The 20,556-nt window shown below is 44.2% G+C and carries 19 protein-coding genes; 10 read left to right on the top strand and 9 right to left on the bottom strand.

Annotation, left to right across the window (positions count from 1 at the left end; translation table 11 throughout):
• Positions 1–98: 98 nt before the first annotated feature.
• The 3 genes from CBX98_RS04015 to nagA all read right to left on the bottom strand — a co-directional run bounded on the left by CBX98_RS04015 (position 99) and on the right by nagA (position 4,123).
• Entirely contained in the window at positions 99–1,688 is a 1,590-nt protein-coding gene (locus tag CBX98_RS04015; protein WP_006742714.1) for a cation:proton antiporter family protein, read from the bottom strand.
• 81 nt (positions 1,689–1,769) lie between these two features.
• Complete coding sequence (locus CBX98_RS04010; protein ID WP_005393050.1) at positions 1,770–2,984, bottom strand: ROK family protein; 1,215 nt, start codon at positions 2,982–2,984, stop codon at positions 1,770–1,772.
• A 2-nt stretch (positions 2,985–2,986) separates the two neighbouring features.
• Positions 2,987–4,123, bottom strand: coding sequence for an N-acetylglucosamine-6-phosphate deacetylase (gene nagA / locus CBX98_RS04005; protein ID WP_047009534.1), 1,137 nt, complete (start codon positions 4,121–4,123; stop codon positions 2,987–2,989).
• A 489-nt stretch (positions 4,124–4,612) separates the two neighbouring features.
• Between nagA and nagE the strand changes: the two genes are divergently transcribed.
• Entirely contained in the window at positions 4,613–6,184 is a 1,572-nt protein-coding gene (nagE, locus tag CBX98_RS03995) for an N-acetylglucosamine-specific PTS transporter subunit IIBC (protein ID WP_006742711.1), read from the top strand.
• Between the two features lie 235 nt (positions 6,185–6,419).
• Positions 6,420–8,090, top strand: a complete 1,671-nt coding sequence (glnS, locus tag CBX98_RS03990) for a glutamine--tRNA ligase (protein ID WP_005393044.1) — start codon at positions 6,420–6,422, stop codon at positions 8,088–8,090.
• A 289-nt stretch (positions 8,091–8,379) separates the two neighbouring features.
• On the opposite strand, the gene fcrX is transcribed toward glnS, so the two are convergent.
• Positions 8,380–8,829: a ferric iron uptake transcriptional regulator FcrX gene (fcrX, locus tag CBX98_RS03985; protein WP_005382141.1), complete on the bottom strand. Its 450-nt coding sequence runs from the start codon at positions 8,827–8,829 to the stop codon at positions 8,380–8,382.
• A 200-nt stretch (positions 8,830–9,029) separates the two neighbouring features.
• Here fcrX and CBX98_RS03980 point away from each other — a divergent pair, with 200 nt between their 5' ends.
• Positions 9,030–9,533: a DUF4442 domain-containing protein gene (locus tag CBX98_RS03980; protein ID WP_005393042.1), complete on the top strand. Its 504-nt coding sequence runs from the start codon at positions 9,030–9,032 to the stop codon at positions 9,531–9,533.
• A gap of 50 nt (positions 9,534–9,583) precedes the next feature.
• On the opposite strand, the gene fldA is transcribed toward CBX98_RS03980, so the two are convergent.
• The 3 genes from fldA to CBX98_RS03965 form a co-directional block, all read right to left on the bottom strand.
• On the bottom strand, positions 9,584–10,117 hold the full coding sequence (gene fldA, locus CBX98_RS03975; RefSeq protein ID WP_005393040.1) for a flavodoxin FldA: 534 nt from the start codon (positions 10,115–10,117) through the stop codon (positions 9,584–9,586).
• A gap of 48 nt (positions 10,118–10,165) precedes the next feature.
• A complete protein-coding gene (locus CBX98_RS03970) occupies positions 10,166–10,387 on the bottom strand; it encodes a DUF2788 domain-containing protein (protein ID WP_005393038.1) in 222 nt (73 codons plus the stop codon).
• A 112-nt stretch (positions 10,388–10,499) separates the two neighbouring features.
• Complete coding sequence (locus CBX98_RS03965) at positions 10,500–11,267, bottom strand: alpha/beta fold hydrolase (RefSeq protein ID WP_109168620.1); 768 nt, start codon at positions 11,265–11,267, stop codon at positions 10,500–10,502.
• A gap of 92 nt (positions 11,268–11,359) precedes the next feature.
• On the opposite strand from CBX98_RS03965, the gene seqA reads away from it, so the two are divergent.
• Both seqA and pgm read left to right on the top strand, forming a co-directional pair.
• Positions 11,360–11,902 carry a replication initiation negative regulator SeqA gene (gene seqA, locus CBX98_RS03960; protein WP_005393026.1) on the top strand — a complete coding sequence of 181 codons (543 nt, stop codon included), beginning with the start codon at positions 11,360–11,362 and terminating at the stop codon, positions 11,900–11,902.
• Positions 11,903–11,994: 92 nt separating this feature from the next.
• A complete protein-coding gene (gene pgm, locus CBX98_RS03955; RefSeq protein WP_109168619.1) occupies positions 11,995–13,641 on the top strand; it encodes a phosphoglucomutase (alpha-D-glucose-1,6-bisphosphate-dependent) in 1,647 nt (548 codons plus the stop codon).
• Between the two features lie 62 nt (positions 13,642–13,703).
• Here the strand turns inward: pgm and CBX98_RS03950 are convergent, their stop codons facing one another.
• Positions 13,704–14,477: a DUF1853 family protein gene (locus CBX98_RS03950; RefSeq protein WP_109168618.1), complete on the bottom strand. Its 774-nt coding sequence runs from the start codon at positions 14,475–14,477 to the stop codon at positions 13,704–13,706.
• A gap of 232 nt (positions 14,478–14,709) precedes the next feature.
• Between CBX98_RS03950 and CBX98_RS03945 the strand changes: the two genes are divergently transcribed.
• A complete protein-coding gene (locus tag CBX98_RS03945; RefSeq protein ID WP_005393019.1) occupies positions 14,710–15,468 on the top strand; it encodes a Nif3-like dinuclear metal center hexameric protein in 759 nt (252 codons plus the stop codon).
• Positions 15,469–15,556: 88 nt separating this feature from the next.
• Here CBX98_RS03945 and CBX98_RS03940 read toward each other — a convergent pair whose 3' ends face one another.
• Positions 15,557–16,846, bottom strand: a complete 1,290-nt coding sequence (locus CBX98_RS03940; protein ID WP_005382163.1) for a citrate synthase — start codon at positions 16,844–16,846, stop codon at positions 15,557–15,559.
• A gap of 396 nt (positions 16,847–17,242) precedes the next feature.
• Here CBX98_RS03940 and sdhC point away from each other — a divergent pair, with 396 nt between their 5' ends.
• The 4 genes from sdhC to CBX98_RS03920 are packed head-to-tail and all read left to right on the top strand — an operon-like array spanning position 17,243 to position 20,466.
• Positions 17,243–17,635, top strand: a complete 393-nt coding sequence (gene sdhC, locus CBX98_RS03935) for a succinate dehydrogenase cytochrome b556 subunit (protein WP_017634811.1) — start codon at positions 17,243–17,245, stop codon at positions 17,633–17,635.
• Entirely contained in the window at positions 17,629–17,973 is a 345-nt protein-coding gene (gene sdhD / locus CBX98_RS03930) for a succinate dehydrogenase, hydrophobic membrane anchor protein (protein ID WP_005382169.1), read from the top strand. The genes sdhC and sdhD overlap by 7 nt, the downstream gene beginning before the upstream one ends.
• A complete protein-coding gene (gene sdhA / locus CBX98_RS03925; RefSeq protein WP_005393016.1) occupies positions 17,974–19,740 on the top strand; it encodes a succinate dehydrogenase flavoprotein subunit in 1,767 nt (588 codons plus the stop codon). It abuts the gene before it with no gap.
• 15 nt (positions 19,741–19,755) lie between these two features.
• Positions 19,756–20,466, top strand: coding sequence for a succinate dehydrogenase iron-sulfur subunit (locus tag CBX98_RS03920; RefSeq protein ID WP_109168617.1), 711 nt, complete (start codon positions 19,756–19,758; stop codon positions 20,464–20,466).
• Positions 20,467–20,556: the final 90 nt, after the last annotated feature.

The following is a 20,556-nucleotide window of genomic DNA, read 5'->3' as shown; positions in this document are numbered from 1 at the left end:
GGCTGGTTTGGTGAATGGAATCAAGGTTTGGTATAAAAACCATACAAAAAAGCCTTTCTATTGATAGAAAGGCTTTTAAAAAATATTAGTATGGTTGCTTATTTTATTGGTGTGAACTGAGGTTCGAGTTGTTTACACACATGTCGAGCAAAACCGCTACCTGCTTCACTGTATATATTGAATGCGGCGTCAACTCCGCTTTCCAGCAAACCTTCCAACTGATCTGGGTACTCGGCGATAGCAGCTATTTGCCCTTTATATTTTCTGCGTTTAAGCTGCTCAAGTGCGGTTTGGTTACCTTGATGATGAGGCATGGCAAGCAGCACCAGTTTGACATGACCTGTATCTAAAATTCGTTCCCAAAAATCTGGGTCTGTGGCATCGCCAGCGATCACGTTTCTTCCCTCTGAACGGTGCTGATGTGCTGCATCTTCACGAATTTCTATGCCTAGTGAAATTTTGCCATAGCGCGCACGTAATTCATCATAGGCCCCAGTCCCGATGCGCCCCATGCCTAAGATCAATACCTGGGCATGCCCAGGGTTAATGAGTTGGTCACGCTGGTTGAGCTTTTCTGCGGCTGTCTCTTGCAGCCACTTGCCGGAGTGTTGATAAATTTTGTGGCTAAGGCGGTTAAGTGGCGCAGAAATAATAAAGGACACAGACACCGCAACCGCAATCGCAGCGAGCATATCGCTTGGCATCCAGCCCATTTTATAGGCCAACCCTGCGACAATAAGGCCAAACTCACTGTAGTTGAACAGCGATAAAGAGGCGAGCAAAGAGGTACGTACTCGAAACTTAAAGTGATTAATCGTGACGAAGTACAAGAGCCCTTTTATTGGCAGCAGTAAGATAAATAGTAGGGCGAGTACGACGCCATTGACGCTCAATGAAGCGGACAAGCCAATGTTTAAAAAGAAGCAGACTAAGAACAGCTCCTTCATATTGAATAGCGATTTGGATAGCTCTGAAGCTTTAGGGTGGCCTGCGAGTAACATGCCTAAAATCAGCGCGCCCAAGTCTGGTTTCATACCGACCAGTTCGAATAGCCCTGCCCCAACAACAAGCGCGAAGAAAATACCGAACAGCACCAGCATTTCGCCGTGGCCAACTTTATCTAACAGTTTATAGAATAGTGGACGAAGGAAAGGCAATGCGAACAAACCAATGGCATACCATTCTGGGACTTTTCCGGTTGAAGCAGTCAGGAATACCACGGCAAAAATATCTTGCATAACCAAGATACCGATCGCGAGTGTGCCGTAGGTGGCGTTCATTTCCCCTTTTTCTTGCAATGCTTTTACGGCAAAAACGGTACTGGAGAACGATAGTGCAAAAGCTAAAAGTAGGATTTGACCGCTATCCATACTGGCGAGCGAAGTTAAGCCCAGTAGTTTTAAACCTGATAGCGCTAGTGCAAAAAAAGCGGTAGACAGTATGTTGTGGGCGGTCGCTCCTCCCCATATTTCTTTGGACAATAGCGTTTTGACATCAAGCTTGAGTCCGATCGTGAATAGAAGAAGAGTGACACCAAGATCTGCAAGAGTGACGATAACGTCATTGCTTTGATAGCCAAATGCATGCAAACCAAATCCTGCCAGTAGAAAACCAACGAGGGGAGGGAGGCTACATTTAAGCGCAATAAAGCCAGCTAAAAAAGCTGTTGTAATTAGAATAATTTCCATACTGTTGAGCTGTATTCCTGATATACAAAAACGGGCTGTGAAAACACAGCCCGAGATTGTAACTCAATTAGTTGTATAAACTTAGTCTTCAAGTAACTTTTGTAACAAAACTCCGTTTAGCATTGCGCGTTTAATCATCGCAAATGCGCCCATCGTTGGCTGCTTATCAATGTGTGAAGCCACGATAGGAAGGTCGTTATGGAAAGTTTTGAGAGATTGATTTTCGACATTACGTTGAATTGCAGGGAAGACTATGTCTTGTGCGGCAGTAATGTCGCCCGCAATGACAATTTTCTGAGGATTAAACAAGTTAACGGTAATTGCAATCGCTTTACCTAACTGGTTACCCACTCGCACTAAACTCTGCTTTGCAAGTTCGTCACCATCCATTGCATGCTGACACACTGCTTCAATCGTGATGTTTTCAAGGTCAGTCAAGCTTGACTCATAGCCTTGAGCAATCAGTTGTTTTACTCGTTGGATAATAGCTGGGTTCGCTGCTACGGTTTCTAAGCAACCAAAGTTCCCACATTGGCACTGTTCACCAAGCGGATCGATTTGTATATGACCAATTTCACCGACGTTGCGGTTAAACCCAAGAAAAACCTGGCCGTTAACGATAATACCTGCGCCAGTACCGCGGTGAACGCTAACTAAAATGGAGTCCTGACAGTCTTGGCTTGCCCCAAAGTAGTGCTCCGCTAACGCCATGCCACGTACGTCATTCCCAACAAAGCATGCGGTATTAAACTTCTCTCCAACAATTTCACCCAGCGCCAGATTATCGATATCGGTATTCGGCATGTATTCAACTACGCCAGTTGTTGGGTTTACAAGGCCCGGTAGCGTAATACCAATTGCAATGAGCTGATCAATTTTGTCTTCGCAACGGTTTACGAATTCTTTAAGTAAATCGATAAGCCCAGCGATCAAGTCAGCTTGGTTGGTGTAATGCAGTTCGTGTTGATCTTCCGCAAGTGCAGTGCCACCTAAATCGTACAAACAAAATTGTACGTAATCTCGACCTAAACGAACCGCAATAGAGTGAAAGGGTTTGACTTCGGTGGTCAGAGAGATTGCACGACGACCACCAGTTGAAGCTTGCTGGGCGACCTCTTTAATAAGGCCGCGCTCTAAAAGTTGGCGGGTTATTTTGGTAACACTAGCAGGTGCGAGCTGGCTCACATCTGCGACTTGAATACGGGAGATAGGACCTTGCTGATCAATCAGCCTATATACCGCAGCGCTGTTAAGCTGTTTTACTAAATCTACATTACCAATCTGTCCGCCATTCATGCTTAATTTTGCTCGTATTGTCCGTTAACAACCGTCGCTTTTACTTTGAAGTCACGATCGAAAATGGTTAGGTTTGCAACCATCCCTTTTCGAACTCGGCCAAGGCGATCCTCAACACCAATTGCAGTTGCTGGGTATAACGTGGCCATTCGTAGAGCTTCGTCTAAAGCGATCCCCGCGTGCTCAACTGAATTCTGAACTGCTTCTATCATTGTCAAAGCTGAGCCGCCTAGTGTGCCGTTTTCATCAACACACTTACCATCTCGGTAATATACTTTCTTACCGACAAAAATAAAGTGATCAATGTTAGCACCTGCTGGAGCTGTGGCATCCGTCACCAAAACAAGCTTTTCACCTTTGATTTTATGAGCAATTCGGATGTTTGCGTAGTCTACGTGGAAACCATCAGCAATAATGCCAGCATAAACGTCAGGCGTATCATAAATTGCACCAACAACTCCAGGTTCACGACCAACCATTGGTGTCATCGCATTAAATAGGTGTGTGGCAAAAGTAATACCTGCTTCAAAGCCTTTACGCGCTTCGGCGTAGGTCGCATTTGTATGACCAATAGAAACTACGATGCCGGCTGCTTTTAATCGTGCAATATGCTCTGGATCGTTTTGCTCTGGTGCAAGCGTTACTTTAGCGATGATATCGGCGTTTGCGCAGATCAGATCAATCATGCTTTCATCTGACGGGCGAATAAAATCGACGTTGTGGATACCTTTTTTCGCGACGTTAAGATAAGGACCTTCTAGGTGTAGACCAAGTGATTGGTTTTGATATTGGTTATGATATTCACGAGCGGCAGAAATTGCAGTTCGCATATCTTCGTCTGATGAAGTAATGAGCGTTGGTAAGAAGCTAGTACAGCCGGACTTGAGGTTTGCTTCGTGCATGATTTGCATGGTTTCCGGTGTGATTGCATCGTTTAGCATTACACCGCCACAGCCATTCAGTTGTAGGTCGATAAAGCCCGGACTTAGGTTTGCGCCTGCGAGGTCTTTCACTTCGATGCCCTGAGGTAGCTCTGCAACCGGCACAATAGATTGAATAAGGTCGTTTTCGATGATGACCGCATGATCGGTAAGAACATCACTACCGGTATAAATTTTACAGTTACTTAGCGCGTACATAGTCAGCTAGTCCTTATAGATGAGAATTCAATTTCTATATCGTTACCTAAGTGGAGACTGCTTTAGTCATATGGGTACTTAGTTTGTATCACTGAATTAGATAACGAGTCACATACAGCAAGTCGCGTTTTATCGATGTTATTGTCATAGTAACTAACTGAAAAGTAATAATTGTATGGTTTTTTATGATTCTTTTTCAGAGCAAAGTTACAGTGATTTACCCGCCTAGATACCAAAATAACACTGATTCTGCCTTGCATAAAGTGCGAGAATATTATCTTTAAAACGCCATTTTTTCGTATAATAAAATAAGTTTTATGATCTCGCTAGCAAAAACCTTCCGAAAGGGCAAATTGTGGTGATTATGATCACAAACGGTGAGCTTTTAATTTGCGGAGCAAAATTAATGTCATAAACTGAGGATGACTAAATTGGACGACTGAAATAAGTCATTCAACATAACATCTAATCCTATAGGGGGAACTTAAGGTGAATATTCTCGGATACGCGCAGAAGTTAGGTAAAGCTCTTATGCTTCCTATTGCGACTTTGCCAATCGCAGGCTTGTTACTGCGCTTGGGCCAGCCGGATGTTTTTGACATCGCATTTATGGCACAAGCAGGTAACTCAATCTTTTCTAACCTTCCATTGTTGTTTGGCCTTGGTATTGCGATCGGTCTATCTAAAGACGGTCAAGGTGCAGCTGGCCTTGCTGGTGCAGTTGCGTACTTTGTACTGACAGCGACAGCGTCAACAATTGATGCATCAGTAAACATGTCGTTCTTTGGTGGTATCATCGCAGGTATTATTGCTGGCCACTCTTACAACGCTTTCCATGCTACACGTCTTCCTGAGTGGCTTGCTTTCTTCTCTGGTAAACGTTTAGTGCCGATTATGGCAGGTCTATTCGCTTTAGTTGCTGGTGCAGTTGGTGGCATTGTATGGCCAACAATTCAAGGTGGTCTAGATGCGCTTGCTCATGGCATCTCAACTTCTGGCGCTATTGGTCAGTTTATCTACGGTACACTGAACCGAGCCCTTATTCCTGTAGGTCTACACCACGTACTTAACTCATTCTTCTGGTTTGGTATGGGGTCTTGTCAAGAAGTGCTAGTAACTGGTGCAAATGCTGCGGGTCAAGCGCTTCCTGCTCTACAACAACTGTGTGTTGATCCTGCGCTAGCGAAAACGCTTGTGGCTGGTCAAACTCATACATTTGAATTCGCTAACTCTGTCACTCCTGAAATCACTGCAACAGTGAAGGAAGTAACTGAAACAGTTAAATCTGGTGACCTACACCGTTTCTTCGGCGGCGATAAGAGCGCTGGTGTGTTCATGAACGGTTTCTTCCCAGTAATGATGTTCGGCCTACCTGGTGCGGCGCTTGCAATGTACCTAGCGGCTCCTGCTGAGAAACGTAGCCAAGTTGGTGGTGCATTGTTCTCTGTTGCATTCTGTTCATTCCTAACTGGTATCACAGAGCCTCTAGAGTTCATGTTCGTATTCCTAGCGCCTGCACTATACGCGATTCACGCAGTGTTCACTGGTCTGTCGCTAGTTGTTGCTAACATGCTTGGTACGCTACACGGCTTCACATTCTCAGCTGGTCTAATTGACTACTTGTTGAACTACGGTCTAGCAACTAAACCGCTACTACTTGGTGCAGTTGGTCTTGGCTTTGGTGCTCTATACTTCTTCACATTCAGCTTCGCAATCCGCGCATTCAACTTGAAATCGCCTGGCCGTGAAGATGACGACAGCGAAGCTGCAGCGCCTGCTGGTGAGAAGAAAAGTGGTGACCTAGCTCGCCAATACTTAAAAGCACTTGGCGGTCATGACAACCTAACTTCAATCGACGCATGTATCACTCGACTACGCTTGACGCTAAAAGATCGTTCAGTGGCTGATGAGGAAGTACTGAAGAAACTGGGTGCGAAAGGTGTGGTTAAACTTGGTGAAAACAACCTTCAAGTTATCCTTGGCCCTCTAGCTGAAATCGTTGCTGGCGAAATGAAAGCAATCGGTGCTAATGAAGACCTATCGAATGTAAAATTGCCTTAATTACATCGAACTGATATCTGACTAAGACCTCCCTCGGGAGGTCTTTTTTTGTTTTGGCACTTTGAATCTGCTGTGCTTTCGCACTAACTCGATAAATATTGTCGTTTTAGCGCGAGTTCTTGTTGTCTAATTGCTTAGAATTGTGGATCATTAGAAACAATGTACTCTGCAAAACCATACTTGGATGCAGAGTTCCGTTTTCTCTGACAATACTAATATTTTTGAGGTGCTATAGATGAGTGAAGCTGATGCTCGTCCATCAAACTTTATTCGCCAGATCATTGATAAAGATCTAGCGGATGGTAAACACACTAGCGTGCATACTCGATTCCCGCCGGAGCCAAATGGCTACCTGCATATCGGTCATGCTAAGTCTATCTGTTTGAACTTCGGTATTGCTCAGGACTACCAGGGTCAATGTAATCTACGTTTCGACGATACGAACCCTGAAAAAGAAGACATCGAATACGTTGAGTCTATCAAGAAAGATGTAAACTGGTTGGGCTTTGAGTGGAGTGGTGAAGTATGTTACTCATCAAACTACTTCGATAAGCTTTACGAATATGCAATTGAATTGATTAACAAAGGCTTAGCGTACGTAGATGAGCTAAGTCCAGAGCAGATTCGTGAATACCGTGGCACGCTAAAGGCGCCAGGTAAACCAAGCCCATACCGTGACCGTTCTGTTGAAGAGAACTTAGCGTTATTTGAAAAAATGCGCGCTGGTGAATTTGAAGAAGGTAAAGCGTGTCTTCGTGCCAAGATTGACATGGGTTCTTCATTCATGGTTATGCGCGATCCAGTTTTATACCGTGTGCGTTTTGCTACGCACCACCAAACTGGTGATAAGTGGTGCATTTACCCAATGTACGACTTCACGCACTGTATCTCTGATGCATTAGAAGGCATTACACACTCTATCTGTACGCTTGAGTTTATGGATAACCGTCGTCTGTACGACTGGGTTCTGGACAACATCACGATCGAAAGCCGTCCGCATCAATACGAGTTTAGTCGCTTAAACCTTGAGTACACAGTGATGTCTAAGCGTAAGCTTAATCAACTCGTCACTGAAAAACTGGTTAACGGTTGGGATGACCCACGTATGCCAACAGTCTCAGGTCTGCGTCGTCGTGGCTTCACGCCAGCATCTATCCGTGAGTTCTGTAAGCGTATTGGTGTAACGAAGCAAGAAAATATGATCGAGTTTAGCTCACTAGAATCTTGTATTCGTGATGACCTAAACGAGAACGCTCCGCGTGCAATGGCTGTGCTGGATCCTGTTAAAGTTGTTATCGAAAACTTTGAAGAAGGTGCAGTAGAAAACTTGACGGTTGCTAATCACCCAAACAAACCAGAGATGGGTGTGCGTGAAGTACCATTCACTCGAGAGTTGTGGATTGAGCGTGAAGACTTCCGTGAAGAGGCGAACAAAAAGTACAAGCGTTTAGTGCTAGGTAAAGAAGTTCGCTTACGTGGTGCTTACGTGATCAAAGCAGAGCGCGTTGAAAAAGATGCCGAAGGCAACATCACGACTATCTTCTGTTCTTACGATGCAGACACACTAGGTAAGAACCCGGCTGATGGCCGTAAAGTAAAAGGTGTGATTCATTGGGTATCAGCTGATAAAGCATTACCAGCGGAAATACGTCTGTATGATCGTCTATTTACGGTTCCAAACCCGGGTGCAGCAGAAGACTTTGCTTCTACAATCAACCCTGAATCATTAGTTGTGATCAATGGTTTTGTAGAGCCTAGCTTAGCGTCAGCAGAAGCAGAAAAAGGCTACCAGTTTGAGCGTATGGGTTACTTCTGCGCAGACTCGAAAGATTCTTCAGCAGATAAACTAGTATTCAACCGCACGGTTGGTCTACGTGATACTTGGGCAAAAATTGAGAACCAATAATCTCGATTAATGCAAAAACCGATAAAAATGCCAGCAAATGCTGGCATTTTTTTATTCTCATTATCGTAATGCGGCGGTTATAGGTACTGTAGGGAGTTGCTTAAGAACGAGGGACGTTTGATAAATGTTCGGTTTGGAAGCAAAACAATGATGTTTATTAAGGTTTGAATTGGTAAGTCTAATCGACGCTTTACAAAAGTTGGTACGGCAATTCAGCTATTGAAAGATATCGCCCTCAGAAACAAAAAACGCCAGCATGAGCTGACGTTTATTTTAAATCAACAAACCGTTATTTTTTTGGTTTGTGTGCATCTGGATTGTCTTTACAACCACCATCACTGCACTTGCCGTACAAGTATAAGCTGTGGTTTGTTAGCGTGACATTGTACTTAGCTGCAATCTCTTTTTGACGTTCTTCAATAAGATCGTCAGAAAATTCAATTACCTCACCACAGTCTAGGCACACTAGATGGTCGTGGTGATGTTGAGTCGATAATTCGAAGACTGACTTACCACCTTCAAAGTGGTGACGAGTTACAATACCAGCATCATCGAATTGGTTTAGAACTCGGTAAACAGTTGCTAGGCCAATCTCTTCACCTAGATCAATCAACTTTTTGTACAAATCTTCAGCACTGATGTGCTGGCAGTCTGGCTGCTGAAGTACTTCTAGAATTTTTAGCCTTGGAAGGGTTACTTTTAAACCCGCATCCTTCAGCGCCTGATTATTATCTGACATATACTTTCCCGTTGGATCATCTGCAGCGATTTAACAGAATTCAATCTTCCTACCATTATAGGATAAGCGCTCAGAACATTAAACCACGAACTTCAAAGGGTTAATAGAATCTTTTTGTAAATTAGAAACAGGTCGATTATATTACAGATCTGACCAGTTACAATTATGTAACATTGAGCTTGGAGAGGGCACGGACTGCGATGAATAAGCGACTTGCGAAGATATACAAACCAGGAATTGTAAAATTCGCACTCAATATTTGGCCACCTTTTTGGGGCGCTGGTATTAAAATCTTACATATTTCTGAAGACTTTCGTACCGTGAAGGTGCGTTTAAAACTTCGCTGGTGGAATAAAAACGCCAATCGTACTCAGTATGGTGGCAGTATTTTCTCTTTAACTGATCCCATTTACTCATTGATGCTGATGGGGATTCTACGCGAGGAGTATTACGTGTGGGATAAAGAGGCGAGTATTAACTTTATTAAGCCAGGGCAAAGTGATTTATTTGCAGAATTCGAGGTCACTGAAGGGATGCTAGAAAACATTTATCAAATGACACGGAATGGAGAAAAGTGTTTTCCTGAATTTATTACCCATGTAAAAGATAAACAGGGGAACGTGGTTTCAGAGGTTCAACGCAAGCTTTATGTAAGAAAGAAACCTCAGTATCGTGAAGAGGAAGTGCTCACCGATGCTTTGTGAAAATATACCAAAAGACCTCCAATCGGAGGTCTTTGTATAATTCGATTTATTTAGCCTTCAAGCTCAGCTAAACACATTTCTTCGTAAATCTGTTTAACCCAGTTCTCAACACGTTCGTCAGTCAGTTCCGGTTGACGGTCTTCATCGATACATAGACCTACGAATTGGCTGTCGTCGCCTTCAACAAGTGCTTTAGAGGCTTCAAATTCGTAGCCTTCTGTTGAAGTATGGCCAAGAATTGTGCCGCCTTTAGACTCAACGATATCACGTACTGTGCCCATCGCGTCACAGAAGTATTCTGCGTAGTCCTCTTGGTCGCCACAGCCAAAGATAGCCACTAGCTTAGTAGAGAAGTCGATTTGCTCAAGTTCAGGGAAGAAATCATCCCAATCACATTGTGCTTCGCCGTAGTACCAAGTTGGGATACCTAGAAGAAGAAGATCGAAGTTATCAATGTCTTCTTTGCTGCTTTTCGCGATGTCTTGAACGTGAACTAGATGCTTACCTAGTTGCTTTTGAATCATCTTTGCAACGGCTTCAGTATTACCTGTGTCGCTACCGAAGAAGATACCTACACTTGCCATAGAGTCTATACCTTTACATTGTTTGTTATTGGCGATGGTACTAAGGGTTTAACCTAACCCAGAGCCTTCCCAAGTTAGCTGAATTACACCTTTTGCAATAAAGCCAGCACAGCCTAGGAAAAGGACTAACCATACAATACGACGACCAAAAACAGGTACATTGCCTTGCTTTAGCACATCTTTTATCGCCATCCCGATGAAAAAGAAGATAGCAGCAAAAAGAAGATCGAGCCCAATAGACTCGAGCATATCCATATAGTCGTAAAGCATTTTAGTCCTTCATGCCGAAAAATCTTGGGCGCACTATACCACTGTTAAACGGTAAAGTTAATGCACTACAAGAAGGGTTATTTCAATAATCTATTGTTGCTTTTCGAATTTGTTAACTCGAAATGTATTTCCGAATGACTCTCATTACTTCGGCCGGTTTTTCGGCGTGCAGCCAGTGGCCAGTATTAGCGATAATATGTGCTTTTGCTTGTTTGAACTGTTTTTGCACCGCAGGTTGGTGCTCTGGCATTAAGTAATCGGAATCACCACCTTTAACAAACAGAGTGGGTATATCTGTTGGGGCAATTTCCTGCCAGCCGATAATTTGTGCGTAATTCTCAAAAAGGCTCGATACGTTAAACCGCCAGTCCATTTTATCGCCATTTTTGTATAGTGACTTAGAGAGAAATTGTCTTACACCGTCGATCTCAACATGTTGAGCTAGGATATCCATCGCTTGTTGACGGCTTGCTGGCTTTTCGTTAATTACGGCGTGTAAACCGTTAAACACATTATCGTGACGGTTTGCTGTGTAGGCGACAGGTGCCATGTCGAGTACAACCAACTGTTTGACGAGCTCTGGAGCAATGTCCACCAGTGTCATCGCGACCTTTCCACCCATTGAATGCCCAATAATAATAGATGGATCAACATTTAAGTGTTGTAGGAGTTGTGCCACATCTTTTGCCATGTCGGCGTAATTATGAATGTTTGAGTGAAAAGAGAGGCCGTGATTTCTCAGATCAATACTGATCACCGTGTGATCTTTAATAAGATCGCGGGCTAGTAGACCCAGATTACTTAAACTACCAAACAATCCGTGAATCAAAACAACTGTTTGGCCTTGGCCTTCCTGCTTATAGTTGAGTAATGCTGACATTTTATCTTATTCGTGATGGGTTTAACGTGGAGTATCCGAGAGGATCTCGTTATAATCCCCCAGAGTTTAAACATTGAGAATGTGAAAAGCGAATGAAAACAATTGAGGTTGATGAGGATCTATACCGTTACATTGCTAGCCAAACTAAGCATATCGGTGAAAGCGCCTCGGATATTTTGCGACGCCTTTTAAACCTTGATGGTCAGTTGCAGGAAGCTGAAGCCGCGCCTGTAGTAGAGAAGCCACAAGGGATTGTAGTAAGTAAAGATGCGGGTAAAACGGAATCTGTTGATGTAGTGAAAGAAATGCGTTCGCTGCTTATTTCTGATGAGTTTGCCGGTCTAAAAAAAGCGATTGATCGCTTTATGTTAGTACTATCGACCTTACATAAATTAAATCCAGAAGGTTTCGCGCAGGCTACGAATGTAAAGGGACGCAAACGCGTGTACTTTGCAGATAATGAAGAAACCTTGTTGGCAAATGGCAACACGACCAAGCCAAAAGCCATTCCTGGCACACCGTTTTGGGTTATCACGAACAACAATACCAGTCGTAAAAGACAGATGGTTGAACAAGTGATGACACACATGGGGTACCAACCTGACTTAATAGAAAAAGTAACAGGTTCAATCTAAGAAACCTGATAGAAGCCTCATAATGTGTCGCAGTTAGCGGATATTATGAGGCTTTTTTAATTTTATTTGTATTTAAAGAAAGGATGTCAAACATGGCTATGCACCCTCGTGCTGGGCAAAAAGCGCAGCAGGAAGATCTTCATAATATTCCGGCACTTGTTGCCAATTACTTCTTGCTTCAACCTGATGCTAAGAACCCCGATCACAAGGTTCAATTCGGCACATCAGGTCACCGTGGTACCGCTGATAAGCATACATTTAACGAAAACCACATTTTGGCTATTGCTCAAGCGGTTGCAGAAGTTCGTGCCCAGCAAGGGACCACAGGTCCTTTGTTTGTCGGTAAAGACACGCATGCTTTGTCTGAACCTGCATTTTCTAGCGTGATTGAAGTTTTGATTGCGAATGGCGTAAAAGTCATCGTACAGCAGGATAACGGCTACACGCCAACACCAGGTATCTCGCACGCAATTCTGACTTACAACATCAAGCACGATGAAAAAGCAGACGGTATTGTGATTACACCATCTCATAACCCACCACAAGACGGCGGTATCAAATACAATCCGACTCACGGTGGTCCAGCAGAAGCTGAGTTGACTCAAGCTATCGAAGATCGTGCGAACGCACTGATTGCCGAAGGTTTACAAGGTGTTAAACGCTTACCACTAGCAGAAGCAAAAGCATCGGATCTGTTTGTGGAGATGGATTTGGTTAAACCCTATATCGATGATCTGGTGAACGTTATCGATATGGAAGCAATCCAAAAAGCAAATCTGAAGATTGGTGTAGATCCATTGGGTGGCAGCGGCATCGATTACTGGCGTCAAATTGGTCAGGCATACAACCTAGACCTAACGCTAGTAAGTGAAGCGATTGATCCTTCTTTCCAATTCATGTCTCTCGATAAAGACGGTGTTGTACGTATGGACTGTTCTTCTCCTTACGCAATGGCGGGTCTATTGGCACTGAAAGACGAATACGATTTAGCATTTGGTAACGATCCTGACTACGACCGTCACGGTATCGTTACGCCAAAAGGTTTGATGAACCCGAACCACTTCTTAGCCGTTTGTATCGACTACCTATACCGCCATCGTGACGCATGGGGTAAAGATGTAGCTGTTGGTAAAACACTAGTATCAAGTGCACTGATTGACCGTGTTGTTGTGGATCTAGGTCGTGAGCTATGTGAAGTACCAGTAGGCTTTAAATGGTTTGTTGATGGTCTGTACACTGGTAAATTCGGCTTCGGTGGCGAAGAAAGTGCCGGGGCATCTTTTCTTCGTAAAGATGGTACGCCTTGGTCAACAGACAAAGACGGCATCTTGTTATGTCTTCTAGCGGCAGAGATCACTGCGGTAACGGGTAAGAACCCACAAGACTACTATGAAGAGCTAGCGGCGAAACACGGTGAGTCGAAATACAACCGTATTCAAGCTGTAGCGAATGGCCCTCAAAAAGACGTACTGAAGAAGTTGTCACCAGAAATGGTCGCGGCTGAAACACTAGCGGGTGATCCAATTACGGCTCGTCTCACGCATGCGCCTGGTAATGGTGCTGCAATCGGTGGTCTAAAAGTAACGACTGCCAACGGCTGGTTTGCTGCTCGTCCATCAGGCACAGAGGACATCTACAAGATTTACTGTGAAAGCTTCAAAGGTGAAGAGCACCTAAAACAAATCGAAGCAGAAGCACAAGAGATCGTTAATCAAGTGTTTGCAGCTGCCGGCCTGTAAAACATTCAATAGTCGATTTAGAAAACAAAGGGTTGATGTGCAAGCATCAACCCTTTTGCGTTTTAATATTCCTGAACTGAGTTGTTTCCGGGCCAGGAATCCGGTACCACAAACCAGAATTGACCGTCCTCCGTTTGTGCATGTACAAATCGGTCTGAAGGCTTTTCAATGGGTTGAGATAAATCGTCCGTACCAATCGCCCAGCATGGTTTGTGTAAATGATAAAGTGGCTTACCGATTAACTCCCATTGGCTCTGGTAGCACCAGTAACCACTAATCTGACTTGGATTTAGTTGATAACCCAAGCACTCGCTAGGAGTTGGCTCTGGAGTAAACGGATTAATATAGAGTCGTCCTTGCATCAATAGACGTTCTTGTGGAGCGTCGTTTAACGGAATTATTTTTTGAAATTCCGGGCGATCGCTCATTTTCAACTGATGAGTAAGCATTCTATTCAGTTTTGTATGCAGCTGGTCGTGAGCATTCGGACCATACCAAACGCCGTTATAAAGAAGATAAAACTTAATCGCTACTTCCCAGTGTTCTATTTGATTTGATTCTGTATTCCGCAACACCAAGTCGATAGCACCAATAGTCTTACCTTCGATGTCGTTTAACTGAACCTCTTCCGCGATAACCTGATATCGTTCTGAACTAGAGAGAACTGCAGTGCATAAGTGCTGATATAAAAAGCCCAATCTTGGATTACCATTGTATTGCTCAGCGTTATTTAAAGGCGTTACCGAAAGATCCTCTAAGGTTGTAAACGGAGGGCGTAACTTGAAAAGAGGAGGTGAAGTGGCGATCCATTGGTAAAAGCGTTGCAGTTGGTTCATCCGTATCCCTATATGTATGGTGAGGCGACAAGCTTTGTTATTGTAACTAAATTTGCTTTTGAGGGTAGGGTGGCTAGCATCGATATTAGGGTTCGAGATACACTTTAAGTACCTAAATGATATCAAGGTGCCAGATGTCAAAACGTTGTTGTATCAACTAGGTTGCACACTCTCGGTCTGATTTCATCGAGAGGTTATTTAGGTTTACATGCGCTAGAAATTGGAAGTAATAATGAATAACTTAAAGCTAGAACAGATTCTTAATGACAAACTGTCACCGCAGTTAATTAAAGATTACGCACCAAACGGGTTACAGGTAGAAGGGACGCCAGCCGTAAAGCGTATTATCACTGGCGTAACTGCCTCTCAAGCCTTAATCGATAAAGCGATTGAGCTTAATGCAGACGCATTACTCGTTCATCACGGCTATTTTTGGAAAGGTGAACCTGAGCCAATTCGTGGTATGAAAGGTAAACGAATTCGTAGTCTGATCAAAAACGATATCAACTTATATGGTTATCACCTTCCTCTGGATATTCACCCAGAGCTAGGCAACAACGCCGAATTAGCTCGCTTACTTGAAATCGAAGTAGAAGGTGGACTTGAAGGACATCCTCAATCAGTAGCCATGTTTGGACGCTTGAAAAAACCGATGTCTGGTGCTGAGTTTGCGAGCAAGATCAATCAAGTTCTTGATAGAGAACCACTGCATATTGCGCCAGAGAATACCGATAAGATGATTGAGACGGTCGGTTGGTGCACTGGTGGAGGGCAGGATTTTATTGAGCTTGCTGTACAACACGGATTAGATGCGTTTATCTCTGGCGAAATTTCTGAGCGTACAACCTATACTGCGCGAGAAATGGACATTCATTACTTTGCTGCAGGTCATCATGCTACTGAGCGTTATGGTGTTCAGGCTTTAGGAAAATGGCTAGCGGATGAATACGGCCTACATGTCGAGTTTATCGATATTGATAATCCGGTTTAGTGTTCGCTATTCATATCGTGAAACGCTGAAAAGAAAAAAGGGTTGAGACAAAATCTCAACCCTTTTGTTTATCTTCTAACTAAAAAGATCATTCACGTTCGTGAAGTGGAGAAAACTCACGCTGTGTCTCACCAGTGTATAGCTGACGAGGACGACCGATGCGGTTCAGTGGATCGCTGTGCATTTCGTTCCAGTGAGCAATCCAGCCGATGGTACGAGAAATCGCGAAGATAACCGTAAACATAGAAACTGGAATACCAATCGCTTTAAGAATGATACCTGAGTAGAAGTCTACGTTCGGGTACAGCTTCTTAGAAACGAAGTACTCATCAGAAAGCGCAATGCGCTCAAGTTCCATTGCTACATCTAGTAGAGGGTCTTGAATGTTTAGCTCTTTGAGAACTTCATGACACGTTTCGCGCATTACTGTCGCACGTGGATCGTAGTTTTTATAAACGCGGTGACCAAAGCCCATTAAGCGGAATGGGTCATCTTTGTCTTTCGCGCGGTCTACATACTCAGGGATGTTATCGACGCTGCCAATCTCTTCTAGCATTCTCAAGCACGCTTCGTTTGCACCACCGTGAGCAGGTCCCCAAAGTGATGCAATACCAGCGGCAATACATGCAAATGGGTTAGCACCAGAAGAGCCAGCTAGACGTACAGTTGACGTCGACGCATTCTGTTCATGATCCGCGTGTAGCGTGAAGATTTTATCCATTGCACGAGCAACGACAGGGTTTACTTCATACTCTTCGCAAGGGTTTGCGAACATCATGTGTAGGAAGTTTTCTGCGTAGCTCAAATCGTTGCGTGGGTAGATAAATGGCTGACCGATAGAGTATTTGTAACACATTGCAGCCAGTGTCGGCATCTTCGATAGCAGACGGTACGCCGCGATCTCGCGGTGCTCGTCGTTGTTGATGTCAAGAGAGTCGTGGTAGAAGGCTGCAAGTGCACCGACTACACCACACATTACTGCCATTGGGTGAGCATCACGTCGGAAGCCATGGAAAAAGCTTGCGATTTGTTCGTGGACCATAGTATGACGCGTTACGGTCGTCTTGAATTGCTCGTATTGTTCTCGGGTAGGGGCTTCACCATAAAGAAGGATGTAACATACTTCTAAGTAATCTGCGTTATTGGCTAATTGATCAATCGGGAAACCGCGGTGCAAAAGAATACCTTTGCCGCCATCGATGTACGTGATTGATGATTCACAAGATGCAGTGGCAAGAAAACCTGGGTCAAAAGTAAAGTAACCATTGGCTCCCAGCTTACGAACGTCAATTACAGGTGTACCTAGCGTACCGTCCATAATTGGCAGTTCGATTGGCGCTTGACCTTCAACATGAAGGGTCGCTTTCTTATCCGCCATAACAATCTCCTTTGTTTATTATTTAATCCGTCCAGGATGTTTATGTGCCATTTTTGTACTGTTGTTAAAGCTTAAAGTCAATTTTTCTCCATCTTTGTGTGCACTTGTTATGATTTTTCTCATGAAAATCGTTAAAAATCTGTTCTATGTAGCATAATTTGTTACACCAATTGTATTAGAATGTTGCTCGCCGTATATTGGCTAAGAAAATTTTAGTTAAATCCTTATAAATTCGGGGCTAGAAACAAAGAGTGAGGTTTGTTGCTGGACTCCGATTGTTAACAAGTTGTTTACAATTATCTGGGTGGTTACTCGCGATATTTGTTAAATAGATGTTAACTTTTGTACGTTTGGAAGCTGAAATTGGTTATAACAATAAATGCTCAATGGAGCTGAGTGAGCAAGCCCGTGAAAGAAAGAAAGTCAAGACCTGTTAATTTAGATTTACAGACCATCCACTTTCCTATCACAGCAATCGCATCCATCCTACACCGTGTGTCTGGGGTAATTACGTTTGTTGCGGTGGGTATACTACTGTGGTTACTGTCCATTTCTCTGTCATCCCCAATGGGTTTTATGGAAGCCGCTGACATCGTCGATAGCTTCTTCGTAAAATTCATCCTGTGGGGAATTCTTACTGCACTTGCCTACCACATTGCAGGTGGTATCCGTCACTTGTTGATGGATCTAGGTCACTTTGAAGAGCTAGATTCTGGCACGATGAGCGCTAAAGTCGCGTTTGGTGCAACAGCAGTATTATCATTATTGGCGGGGATCTTGGTATGGTAAAACACGTATCTTCATTTGGTCGTAATGGTGTACACGATTTCCTACTGATTCGTGCAACTGCAATCATTATGACGCTATACACGATTTATCTGATTAGCTTCTGTGCATTTTCAGATATCTCTTACGCATCTTGGACCCAATTCTTTGGTGGTACCTTCACTAAAGTATTCACCATGTTGGCACTTGTCTCGATCCTGATCCACGCATGGGTCGGTTTATGGCAGGTATTAACGGATTACATTAAGTGCGCGAAACTTCGTGGCGCACTGCAACTTGGTGTTATTGCCGTGCTATTCGGCTATGTCTTCTCTGGTCTATTTATTCTGTGGGGTGCGTAAGTGTCTATTCCAGTTCGTGAGTTTGACGCCGTAGTAATCGGCGCTGGTGGTGCAGGTATGCGCGCTGCACTACAAATTTCAGAACAAGGCCTATCATGTGCTTTGTTGTCAAAAGTATTTCCAACACGTTCTCATACTGTGTCTGCACAGGGCGGTATTACCGTTGCTCTGGGTAACTCGCACAAAGACGATTGGCAATGGCACATGTATGATACCGTTAAAGGTTCCGATTACATCGGTGACCAGAACGCGATTGAATACATGTGTAAAAATGGCCCTGAGTCCGTTATCGAACTAGAAAAAATGGGTCTTCCATTCTCTCGTTTTGATAACGGTACTATCTACCAACGTCCATTCGGTGGTCAGTCAAAAGAATTTGGTGGTGAGCAAGCTGCACGTACAGCAGCAGCTGCGGACCGTACAGGTCACGCGCTTCTGCATACGCTTTACCAACAAAATGTGAAACACAAAACCACCATTTTCTCGGAATGGTATGCACTAGACTTGGTGAAAAACCAAGACGGCGCCGTAATGGGCTGTACTGCGATTTGTATGGAAACAGGCGAGATTTGTTACTTCAAATCGAAAGCAACGATTCTAGCAACAGGTGGTGCAGGTCGTATTTACGCGTCGACCACTAACGCACACATCAACACTGGTGACGGTGTAGGTATGGCATTGCGTGCGGGTGTACCTATGCAAGACATGGAAATGTGGCAGTTCCACCCAACGGGTATCGCTGGTGCAGGTGTTCTTGTAACAGAAGGTTGTCGTGGTGAAGGTGGTTACCTTCTAAATAAAGATGGCGAACGCTTCATGGAGCGCTATGCTCCTAACGCGAAAGACCTTGCAGGTCGTGACGTAGTTGCACGTTCAATGATGATCGAAATTCGTGAAGGCCGTGGTTGTGATGGTCCTTGGGGTCCACACATTAAGCTGAAGTTGGATCACCTTGGTAAAGAAGTGCTTGAGTCACGTCTGCCTGGTATCTGTGAGCTGTCTCGTACTTTCGCGCACGTTGATCCAGTGAAAGAGCCAATTCCAGTAATTCCAACCTGTCACTACATGATGGGTGGTGTACCGACTCAAGTGTCTGGCCAAGCAATCAAGCAAAAGGCTGACGGCAGCGAGATGGAAGTACAAGGTCTATATGCATGTGGTGAGATTGCTTCTGTATCAGTACACGGAGCAAACCGTCTAGGCGGCAACTCATTACTAGACTTGGTCGTGTTTGGTCGCGCGACTGGCTTGCACCTTGGCGAAACGCTCGCAGCGCAAGCTGAGGCACGCCCTGCAACTGAATCTGATATTGAAGCATCTCTAGCGCGTACCATGCGTTGGGAAAATAGTACTGGCGGTGAAGATCCAGTTCAAATCCGTAAAGACCTACAAGCTTGCATGCAAAACAGCTTCTCGGTATTCCGTGAAGGCGATGCAATGGCAACGGGTCTAGAAGAGTTGAAAGTGATTCGCGAACGTCTGAAAGATGCACATCTAGCGGACAAGTCTTCTGAATTCAACACGCAACGTATTGAGTGTCTAGAGCTAGACAACTTGATGGAAACAGCATTCTCTACAGCCGTAGCGGCTAACTACCGTACTGAAAGCCGTGGCGCACATGCTCGTTTCGATTTCCCTGAGCGTGATGATGAGAACTGGCTATGCCACTCTATCTACAACCCGGAAACAGAAGCGATGACTAAGCGTGATGTGAACATGACGCCAACGCATCGTGAAGCTTTCCCGCCGAAAGTACGTACATACTAAAGGGAGGATACGACTATGAAATTGAACTTCTCTTTATACCGTTACAATCCGGATGTGGATACCAAGCCTTACATGAAAGAGTATACCCTTGATGTAGACGAAGGCTCAGACATGATGGTGCTTGATGCATTGATTCTGCTAAAAGAGCAAGATCCAAGCATCGCGTTCCGTCGCTCATGCCGTGAAGGGGTATGTGGTTCTGATGGTTTGAACATGAATGGTAAAAATGGTCTAGCGTGTATCACACCGTTATCTGCTCTACAAGGCGATAAGATAGTTATTCGTCCACTGCCAGGGTTACCTGTCGTGCGCGATCTTATCGTTGACATGACACAATTCTATGATAACTATGCGAAAGTTAAACCATTCTTGATTGATGATGGTGCATTACCACCATCACGCGAGAACCTACAATCACCTGATGATCGTGCTCATTTAGATGGATTGTACGAATGTATCATGTGTGCATGTTGTACAACGTCTTGCCCATCATTCTGGTGGAACCCTGACAAATTCATCGGTCCAGCTGGTCTTCTTGCGGCGTACCGTTGGCTAATTGATAGTCGCGATACGGCAACAGATGAACGTTTGTCTGATCTTGATGATGCATTTAGCGTTTTTCGTTGCCATGGCATCATGAATTGTGTAAGTGTTTGTCCTAAGGGATTAAATCCGACGAAAGCCATCGGCCATATTAAGTCGATGCTGGTTAATCGCTCGGTTTAATTTACTCGCTCTTAGGAATGTCGCAGTGTTGCGGATCACCCGATATGACCGCTTCACTGCTTCAAGAATATTTCGAGTAAAGAATACAAA

Origin of the sequence: Vibrio sp. T9 (assembly GCF_003123985.1) — a bacterium.
Classification (GTDB): Bacteria; Pseudomonadota; Gammaproteobacteria; order Enterobacterales; family Vibrionaceae; genus Vibrio; species Vibrio diabolicus.
Note: the sequence above shows the minus strand (reverse complement) of the source record. Positions and strands in the feature narration are given on the sequence as shown.

Bases quoted from the DNA above. Each gene is read 5' to 3' on its own strand.
- fldA (WP_005393040.1), bottom strand. From the start codon at position 10,117: ATGGCAAGTGTAGGTATCTTCTTCGGTAGCGACACAGGTAATACTGAA.
- CBX98_RS04010 (WP_005393050.1), bottom strand. From the start codon at position 2,984: ATGAATGGCGGACAGATTGGTAATGTAGATTTAGTAAAACAGCTTAAC.
- CBX98_RS03970 (WP_005393038.1), bottom strand. From the start codon at position 10,387: ATGCTTTACGACTATATGGATATGCTCGAGTCTATTGGGCTCGATCTT.
- CBX98_RS04015 (WP_006742714.1), bottom strand. From the start codon at position 1,688: ATGGAAATTATTCTAATTACAACAGCTTTTTTAGCTGGCTTTATTGCG.
- CBX98_RS03980 (WP_005393042.1), top strand. From the start codon at position 9,030: ATGAATAAGCGACTTGCGAAGATATACAAACCAGGAATTGTAAAATTC.
- CBX98_RS03965 (WP_109168620.1), bottom strand. From the start codon at position 11,267: ATGTCAGCATTACTCAACTATAAGCAGGAAGGCCAAGGCCAAACAGTT.
- sdhD (WP_005382169.1), top strand. From the start codon at position 17,629: ATGGTAAAACACGTATCTTCATTTGGTCGTAATGGTGTACACGATTTC.
- nagA (WP_047009534.1), bottom strand. From the start codon at position 4,123: ATGTACGCGCTAAGTAACTGTAAAATTTATACCGGTAGTGATGTTCTT.
- fcrX (WP_005382141.1), bottom strand. From the start codon at position 8,829: ATGTCAGATAATAATCAGGCGCTGAAGGATGCGGGTTTAAAAGTAACC.
- CBX98_RS03945 (WP_005393019.1), top strand. From the start codon at position 14,710: ATGAATAACTTAAAGCTAGAACAGATTCTTAATGACAAACTGTCACCG.
- seqA (WP_005393026.1), top strand. From the start codon at position 11,360: ATGAAAACAATTGAGGTTGATGAGGATCTATACCGTTACATTGCTAGC.
- pgm (WP_109168619.1), top strand. From the start codon at position 11,995: ATGGCTATGCACCCTCGTGCTGGGCAAAAAGCGCAGCAGGAAGATCTT.
- CBX98_RS03940 (WP_005382163.1), bottom strand. From the start codon at position 16,846: ATGGCGGATAAGAAAGCGACCCTTCATGTTGAAGGTCAAGCGCCAATC.
- glnS (WP_005393044.1), top strand. From the start codon at position 6,420: ATGAGTGAAGCTGATGCTCGTCCATCAAACTTTATTCGCCAGATCATT.
- CBX98_RS03920 (WP_109168617.1), top strand. From the start codon at position 19,756: ATGAAATTGAACTTCTCTTTATACCGTTACAATCCGGATGTGGATACC.
- CBX98_RS03950 (WP_109168618.1), bottom strand. From the start codon at position 14,477: ATGAACCAACTGCAACGCTTTTACCAATGGATCGCCACTTCACCTCCT.